This window comes from Rhodobacter sp. 4.3.4 (genome assembly GCF_058724655.1).
Genome location: NZ_CM178967.1, coordinates 3489953 through 3497710 on the forward strand (window position 1 = coordinate 3489953; position 7758 = coordinate 3497710).

The following is a 7758-nucleotide window of genomic DNA, read 5'->3' on the forward strand; positions in this document are numbered from 1 at the left end:
TGCCCGGGTCACAGGCAGAAGTCGTGAGGTCATGAAAACACTCGCTCTCTCGGACCAGATCCCGTTCCTTTCCCCGATGTCGTCAGCAGAGGGGGGCGGCCCTGCGCGGGCCGCCGATGCCCGTCTCCTGCCCGAGGGCCAGGAGACCTTCGAGACGATCCTGGCCGAATCGTCCCCGCTTCCGAAGGGCCCTGCCGATCCGGAGGCAGAGAAGTCGGCGCCCCGGCCGGACACCGCGCAGGACTGTGAAGCCGCCGCGGCCATGCAGGATCTGGCCCGCCCGACGGCCGAGGCCGCCGTCGTCGCCAGCCTGCAAGGCGCCTTGCCGATCCCGCCGGTCACAGCCGACCCGGCCACCGCGTCGCAAGCCGATTCCGACCTGTCCCGCGCCCTTTCCGCCGACACAACCACGGCGGAAACGACAGGCGCCCCGGATCTGCCGTATCGGCAGAAGCTTTCCGCCGCCGACCCGGCAGGAGCCGCCGCGATCACCACCGGGAAAGATGCATCGGACGGCCCGGCGAAAGAGCCAGGCGCCGCCGACACCTCTGCGCCCGCGGAAAAGACCCCTCCGGCAACGGATGGCGCGGAGACCGCGGCGATGCCTGTGCCGCTCGGCGAGGCGTCTACGGTCAGTCTCTCTGCCGAGAACGACTCGCGCACGAAGGCCGCCCAGGCTTTCGCCAGCATGGCCTCGATCAGCGCGGCGACACCGCCCGCCGGTCCGACGCAGATAATCCCGCCCGAAACCCTGCCGGGCACCGGCCCGGTCAGAATCGCCCAGACGCAGCAGGCGGCCCCGGAGAAGGCGGCGGCCGAGAGCGGCGCCGTGTCCCGGACCGAGGCGCTGCGCCCGACCGCGGGCGAAACCGGCGGGACGGATGCGCCCCGACAGGAATCGAAGGCGGCAACCGCGCCCTCTGACGGGCCGACGAAGGCCGTTCTCAACGCGGAATTGCCGCCCGGCCCGGTCGTTGCGCCAGTGACGGCGCCGCACCTGTCGCGCGCCACCGGCGCCCGACCCGCGCAGGCCGCGGAAGTGACCGGCATGGCCGGGACGCAACAGCCGCGGCTCAAGGCCGAGGCGGCGCAAAGCGGTCCGCGCAAGACATTCCCTGTCGCCGATACCTCTGCGCCCGGACCCGCGCAGGGCATCGAACAGGCCAAGGCGAAGGCGGCCGAAGCGACCCAGCCGCCCGGCGCCACCGCGGTCACGGTTCAGACCGTCGCGACCGCGCAAGGGCCGGTGCCTGCCGCCATCCCGATGACCGCCTCGCTTGCCGAATCGCGGATCAAGGCGGCGCTGGCATCCGTGCCGACCGAGACCGGGGCCAGCCCGGAGCCGGTCGCAGCAGGTGCAGCGACGCCTGCTGCGGACAAGGCGGGAGCAGCGGCGCCGATCGCGGCAGCTGTGCCGCAACCGGCCCCCGGCCCCGGCGACGACACACCGCCGCGCGCGGCACGGCTGCGCGAGACCGCGGAGGCCGCGCCGGGTCGCGACCGCGCGCCCGCCGCGGCGCAAGCCCCTGTCGCGGAAGCGGCCGCCAAGGTGACAGAAACCGCTGCCGCCCCGGCAACCGCTGCGCCGGAGGGCTCTGCCCCGACAACCTCCGTCAGCGCGCCGCTGTCCTTCTCCGCCCCCTTGGGAGCCGAGCGGGCGGGGCAACTGACGGGTGGCAACGAGGCGGCGGCGGCACATCGGGCCGCCAGCCCGCATGCCATCGCGCATCAGATGTCGCAGGCGCTGGCCGATGCCGGGAACCGCACCGTTGAACTGACGCTGTCGCCTGAGGAACTCGGCAAGGTGCGGATGACCCTGACCAGCAACGATGGCGCGATCACCGTCGCCGTGCAGGCCGAACGTCCCGAAACCCTGGACCTGATGCGCCGCAACATCGAAAGCCTGGCCCGCGATTTCCGCGACATGGGCTATTCGAACATCGGCTTCGATTTCGGCCAGCAGACCGATCAGCGCCCCTCGGCGCAGGAACGCGCCGCCGAATCGGCGTTGCAACCGGCCGCGCCGGAGCGTGACGGCCCGACCCGATTCGAGTCCTTCCCCCCCCCCCTGCAAGCCCCGCCCGGCACCGCTTCGGGCGGACTTGACCTGCGAATCTGAAAGAGACCCCCATGACCACCGTTTCCAACGCCAATACCTCCTCGAACACCAGCGGCACGGGCAACACCAGCGGAACGAGCGGGACGAGCACCTCGCGCAAGTCCTCCTCGGCCGCGACCAGTGTCAGTTCCGATTACCAGATGTTCCTGAAGCTGCTGACCACGCAGATGACGAACCAGGACCCGACCAGCCCGATGGACAGCGCCGATTACGCGGTGCAGCTGGCCACCTTCTCGCAGGTGGAACAGCAGGTGAAGACGAACACCCTGCTCACCAGCCTCGCCACGCAGATGGGCATGATGGGGATGAGCGAATATGCCAACTGGGTGGGCATGGAGGCCCGTTCGGACGCGCCGGGCTATTTCGACGGCACCCATCCGGTGACGATCTCGCCGAACCCGGTCAAGGGCGCCGATGCCACCACGGTGGTGGTCAGCGATGCCGCGGGCAAGGAGGTGTCGCGCTACACGATTCCGGTCTCGAGCGATTCGCTCGAATGGAAAGGCACCGATGCCAAGGGCAACCCGCTGCCGGCCGGCAACTACACGTTCAAGCTGGAAAACTACGACAACGGCAAGCTGGTTTCGACCGACAAGATCGAGACTTACAACCGCGTCCTCGAAGCCCAGGGCACCCCAAACGGCGCGGTTCTGGTTCTGGCCGGGGGCGGCACGGTCTCTACCGGGTCGGTCTCGGCGCTGCGCCAGCCTGACTGATCAGATCAGCAGGCCCAGCGCCACCCCCGCCACCAGAATCAGCACCGCGCTGACTGCACCAAGCGCCTGAGCCGATTTCGGCTCGGGCTTGGCTTCGGGCTGCACCTGACGCTCCAGCGCCTTCTGCATCAGCTCGGGCAGTTGCGGCCCGAACCGGCCCAGCACCCGCGCCGTGCGGGTCAGATCGCGCAAAAGACCGCGCGGCCCCAGATTCTCGCGAATGTAGCTCTCCACCACCGGCTTCGCGGTTTCCCACATGTTGATCCCGGGGTTGAGCGAACGCGCCACCCCCTCGACCACGACCATCGTGCGTTGCAGCAAGATCAGCTCGGTCCGCGTCGCCATGCCGAAACGCTCGGTCACCTCGAACAGATAGGCCAGAAGCCGCGCCATCGAGATCTGCTTGGCGTTCATCCCGAAGATCGGCTCGCCCACCGCCCGCAGGGCAAGGGCGAATTGCACCACGTCCTGATCGGGCGGGATGTAGCCCGCCTCGAAATGCACCTCGGCCACGCGGCGGTAATCGCGGTGGATGAAGCCCATCAGGATTTCGGCATAGACATGCCGGGTGTAGGGGTCGATCTGGCCCATGATGCCGAAATCGAAGGCGATGATATCGCCGTTTTCCGCCACCTTCAGGTTGCCCTGATGCATGTCGCCATGGAAATAACCGTCGCGCAGCGCATGGGACAGGAACAGCTGCAACACCCGGGTGCCGATCGCGGTGACATCATGGCCCGCGGCCTTCAGCGCCTCGGGGTCGCCCATCGGCAGGCCCTCGGCCCAGTCGATCACCATCACCCGGCGGCTCGACAGCTGCCAGACCGGCAGCGGCACGCGGAAACCTTCGTCCTTTTCGATATTGGCGGCGAATTGCGAGGCTGCCGCCGCTTCCAGCCGCAGATCCAGCTCCCCGGCCACAAGGTCTTCGAAATGCTTGATCACATCCGAAGGCCGCAGCCGCCGCGAAGCGGGCGAGAGCCGCTCGATCATGTCGGCAGCGAAATGGAAGGCGTCGATGTCGCGCCTGAAGGCCTTTTCGATCCCCGGACGCAGCACCTTGACCGCGACCTTCTCGCCGGTCTCGATGAGCCGCGCCGAATGCACCTGCGCGATCGAGGCCGCCGCGACGGGCTCGGAAAACTCGAAGAAAATCTCCTCGACCGGACGCCCGTATTCCTCGGCGAGCGTCGCCTTGGCCAGCGCAATGTCAAACGGCGGCAGACGGTCCTGCAACACCCGCAGCTGATCGGCCAGCTCCTCGCCCACCACATCGGGACGGGTCGAAAGCACCTGACCCAGCTTGATATAGGCCGGGCCCAGCGCGGTGATCGCCCGCGTCACCGGCGGCAAGGACGGATCGCCCGCATAGCCCAGCCATTTGAACGGCCAGCCCATGATCCGCGCGACAAGGCGCAGCCGCGGCGGCGCCTCCATCGCTTCCAGCGCCACGCGCATGGCGCCGGTCCGCTCGAAGGTCGCCCCCGTGCGGATCAGCCGCCACAGATTGTGCGGGCCGCGCATATTACACCTTCCAGCCCGAGTGCAGCGCCGCGATGCCCATGGAAAGATTGCGATATTTCACCTGGCTGAAACCAGCTTCGCGGATCATCGAAGCGAAGAGCTCCTGGTTCGGGAACTTGCGGATCGACTCGACCAGATACTGGTAGCTGTCGCGGTCATTCGCCACGACCTGCCCCATCACCGGGATCACGTTGAAGGAATAGGCGTCATAGACCGCCTGCATCAGATCGTTCGGGATCTGGCTGAATTCCAGCACCATCAGCCGCCCGCCCGGTTTCAGCACCCGGTAGGCTTCTTTCAGCGCATCGGGAATGCGGGTGACGTTCCGGATCCCGAAGGAAATCGTGTAAACGTCGAAGCTGTTGCTCTCGAACGGCAGATCCATCGCATCGCCGACGACCCAGTTCAGCCGCGAGGCCATGTTCTCGGCATCGGCGCGTTTCTGCCCCTCGATCAGCATCGATTCCGTCATGTCACAGACGGTCGCGGTCGAGCCCTTGGCGCGTTTGAGGAACCGGAACGCGATATCGCCGGTGCCGCCTGCCACATCGAGCAGCTTCTGCTCGGGGCGCGGCGCCAGCCAGTCCATCATCGCATTCTTCCAGATCCGATGGATGCCCATGCTCATCAGATCGTTCATGATGTCGTATTTCGAGGCCACCCGCGAAAAGACGCCATGGACCATGCCGGCCTTGGCCTCTTCGTTCACCGTCTGGAACCCGAAATGAGTCGTCTTGGTCTGATCCGTGCTCATCTGCCCTTGCCGATCCTGAACTGTCCCCCTCCTTATAGGGTCGGTTTCAGCCATGACAATGCGACAGGAGCGAAAATGCCCGAACTGCCCGAGGTCGAGACGGTCCGACGCGGCCTTGCCCCCGCGATGGAGGGGCGGGTGATCGACCGGGCCGAGGTGAACCGCCCCGATCTGCGCTGGCCCCTGCCCGAGGCCATGGCCGAGCGGCTGACCGGGGCGCGGGTGGACCGGCTGCGGCGGCGCTCGAAATACATTCTGGCGGATCTTTCGACCGGGGAAAGCCTGCTCATTCATCTGGGCATGTCGGGACGGATGCTGGTGTCGGGCGTGATGCTGGGCGATTTTCACCTCGATCATCCGGCGGCGCAAAAGCATGACCATGTGGTGCTGCACATGGCGGGAGGCGCCCGGGTGACCTTCAACGACGCGCGGCGATTCGGGGCGATGGATCTGGTGCGCACCGACCGGGAAGCCGCGCATTGGCTGCTGGCCGGGCTGGGGCCGGAGCCCTTTGGCAATGATTTCCACGAAGCCTATCTGGTCGAGGCGCTGAAGAGCCGCAAAAGCCCGATCAAGACCGCGCTTCTGGATCAGCATGTCGTGGCGGGACTGGGCAATATCTATGTCTCGGAAGTGCTGTTCCGGGCGGGCATCGACCCGCGCCGGGCGGCAAACCGGATCGCGGCGGCGCGGCTGGCGGGGCTCGTGCCGCTCATTCGCGAGGTTCTGGCCGAGGCGATCGAAGCGGGCGGATCGTCCTTGCGCGATCATCGGCAGGCGGATGGCGAGCTGGGCTATTTCCAGCACAGCTTCCGCGTCTATGACCGCGAGGACGACCCCTGCCCCAGCTGCGGCACGCCGATCAAGCGCATCGTGCAATCGGGGCGCTCCAGCTATTTCTGCCCCGCCTGCCAGAAGTGACGCAGCGGCAATTGCGCCACGCCCGGTTGAGTTTCGCCCCTCGGCTGATACCTCTTTGCCATCACCAGCAAAGGAAATCCCATGTCTTACCAGACCCTGATCGTGGAGATCGCCGACGGCGTGGCGCTGATCCGGCTCAACCGGCCCGAGGCGCTGAACGCGCTCAACTCGCAGCTTCTGGGCGAACTGGCCGGGGCGCTGAGCGCGCTTGACGCCGATCCGGCGGTGCGCTGCTTCGTGCTGACGGGCTCGGACAAGGCCTTTGCCGCGGGCGCCGACATCAAGGAAATGGCGGACAAGAGCTTTGTCGACATGCTCAAGCTCGATTTCTTCGGCACCGAGGGCGATGCGATCTTGCGCACGCGCAAACCGATCATCGCGGCGGTGGCGGGCTATGCCTTGGGCGGCGGCTGCGAACTGGCGATGATGTGCGACTTCATCCTCTGTGCCGACAACGCGAAATTCGGCCAGCCCGAGATCAATCTGGGCGTCGTCGCGGGGATCGGCGGCACGCAAAGGCTGACCCGCTTCGTCGGCAAGTCGAAATCGATGGAGATGCATCTGACCGGCCGGTTCATGGACGCGGCCGAGGCGGAACGGGCGGGCCTTGTCAGCCGCGTGCTGCCGCTGGCCGATCTTCTGCCCGAGGCGCTGGCCACCGCGCGCAAGATCGCGGCGAAATCGGCGATCGCCACGATGGTCGCCAAGGATTGCGTCAACCGCGCCTATGAAACCACGCTGCGCGAAGGCGTGCTTTACGAACGCCGGGTGTTCCATGCGCTTTTCGCCACCGACGACCAGAAGGAAGGCATGGCCGCCTTTGCCGAAAAACGTCCGGCGAAATTCACCGACAGCTAAGGCCGAAAGGGGCTTTCCTTCGCGCCCCTTTTGCCCTAAGGACCGCCGTTACATGCGCGTGAAGCCCGCTCAGGCTAGAATCATCCGGTTCGCTGGGACGACCGGGCTTTGCGTTATATATATTCGCTTCAGCCCGGGAATAGGGAAACATGGCCAACACGCCCCAGTCCAAGAAACGCGCTCGTCAGAACGAGCGTCGCAACGACATCAACAAAGCCCGCCGTTCGCGCATCCGCACCTTCCTGCGCAAGGTCGAAGAAGCGATCGCCTCGGGCGATGCCGCTGTCGCCAAGGCCGCGCTTGAAGCCGCGCAACCCGAACTGGCCCGCGGCATCACCAAAGGCGTGCTGCACAAGAACACCGTGGCCCGCAAGATGTCGCGTCTCTCGTCGCGCGTGAAGGCCCTGTCGAACTGATTTTCCGATCCCGGAAATTAATCTTCATGAACGGCGCCCCATTTTCGGGGCGCCGTTTTATTTCTTTTATTTCAGCGCCTTAGCAATAGCATTGCCGCCCCGGGAGGGGGAGACAGATTCGATTTGGGGAAAGTGGGCGTCAAGCGCGAAGTTCGGTTGCAGAAGCCCTCGCCGCCTTGCTAGCGTCACAGGGCGATTCACGTCGTCTTGGGGGACAAGACGCATCCGACGGTCGAAGCGGGGTCCTGTGCTGCCGCGCGATAAGAAGCCGTAAGCTTCGAACGGGGATGTGATCCGTTTCAAATGGGAGCAGATGCTCCGGTTTGGCAGGTGATGCCGACACCGGTTCAGCCGGGCGTTCGGCATGTCTTCATTCCCGACCCCGCCGCAAGGCCGGGGGGCTAAGTGCTGTGTGGCAAGTGTCGGTACAAAACGCTGATGGAAAAAGAC

The 7758-nt window shown here is 66.2% G+C and carries 7 protein-coding genes; 5 read left to right on the forward strand and 2 right to left on the reverse strand.

Going from position 1 to position 7758, the window contains the following annotated elements; translation table 11 throughout:
- Nucleotides 1–31 precede the first annotated feature (31 nt).
- Nucleotides 32–2119, forward strand: a complete 2088-nt coding sequence (fliK, locus tag AC4PTB_RS17330) for a flagellar hook-length control protein FliK (protein WP_492191090.1) — start codon at nucleotides 32–34, stop codon at nucleotides 2117–2119.
- Between the two features lie 11 nt (nucleotides 2120–2130).
- On the forward strand, nucleotides 2131–2835 hold the full coding sequence (locus tag AC4PTB_RS17335) for a flagellar hook capping FlgD N-terminal domain-containing protein (RefSeq protein ID WP_492191091.1): 705 nt from the start codon (nucleotides 2131–2133) through the stop codon (nucleotides 2833–2835).
- On the opposite strand, the gene ubiB is transcribed toward AC4PTB_RS17335, so the two are convergent.
- Nucleotides 2836–4359 (reverse strand): 2-polyprenylphenol 6-hydroxylase, encoded by a 1524-nt coding sequence (gene ubiB, locus AC4PTB_RS17340; protein WP_492191092.1) that lies wholly within the window; start codon nucleotides 4357–4359, stop codon nucleotides 2836–2838. It abuts the gene before it with no gap.
- A gap of 1 nt (nucleotide 4360) precedes the next feature.
- Entirely contained in the window at nucleotides 4361–5113 is a 753-nt protein-coding gene (gene ubiE / locus AC4PTB_RS17345) for a bifunctional demethylmenaquinone methyltransferase/2-methoxy-6-polyprenyl-1,4-benzoquinol methylase UbiE (protein ID WP_013069227.1), read from the reverse strand.
- Nucleotides 5114–5188: 75 nt separating this feature from the next.
- Here ubiE and mutM point away from each other — a divergent pair, with 75 nt between their 5' ends.
- The 3 genes from mutM to rpsT all read left to right on the forward strand — a co-directional run bounded on the left by mutM (nucleotide 5189) and on the right by rpsT (nucleotide 7308).
- Complete coding sequence (gene mutM, locus AC4PTB_RS17350) at nucleotides 5189–6034, forward strand: bifunctional DNA-formamidopyrimidine glycosylase/DNA-(apurinic or apyrimidinic site) lyase (protein WP_492191093.1); 846 nt, start codon at nucleotides 5189–5191, stop codon at nucleotides 6032–6034.
- 81 nt (nucleotides 6035–6115) lie between these two features.
- Nucleotides 6116–6892, forward strand: coding sequence for an enoyl-CoA hydratase (locus AC4PTB_RS17355; protein ID WP_492191094.1), 777 nt, complete (start codon nucleotides 6116–6118; stop codon nucleotides 6890–6892).
- A gap of 149 nt (nucleotides 6893–7041) precedes the next feature.
- Nucleotides 7042–7308, forward strand: coding sequence for a 30S ribosomal protein S20 (rpsT, locus tag AC4PTB_RS17360; RefSeq protein WP_492191095.1), 267 nt, complete (start codon nucleotides 7042–7044; stop codon nucleotides 7306–7308).
- Nucleotides 7309–7758: the final 450 nt, after the last annotated feature.

Excerpts from the sequence above, each read along its gene's own strand:
- fliK (WP_492191090.1), top strand. The coding sequence starts at position 32 with ATGAAAACACTCGCTCTCTCGGACCAGATCCCGTTCCTTTCCCCGATG.
- AC4PTB_RS17335 (WP_492191091.1), top strand. The coding sequence starts at position 2,131 with ATGACCACCGTTTCCAACGCCAATACCTCCTCGAACACCAGCGGCACG.
- ubiB (WP_492191092.1), bottom strand. The coding sequence starts at position 4,359 with ATGCGCGGCCCGCACAATCTGTGGCGGCTGATCCGCACGGGGGCGACC.
- ubiE (WP_013069227.1), bottom strand. The coding sequence starts at position 5,113 with ATGAGCACGGATCAGACCAAGACGACTCATTTCGGGTTCCAGACGGTG.
- mutM (WP_492191093.1), top strand. The coding sequence starts at position 5,189 with ATGCCCGAACTGCCCGAGGTCGAGACGGTCCGACGCGGCCTTGCCCCC.
- AC4PTB_RS17355 (WP_492191094.1), top strand. The coding sequence starts at position 6,116 with ATGTCTTACCAGACCCTGATCGTGGAGATCGCCGACGGCGTGGCGCTG.
- rpsT (WP_492191095.1), top strand. The coding sequence starts at position 7,042 with ATGGCCAACACGCCCCAGTCCAAGAAACGCGCTCGTCAGAACGAGCGT.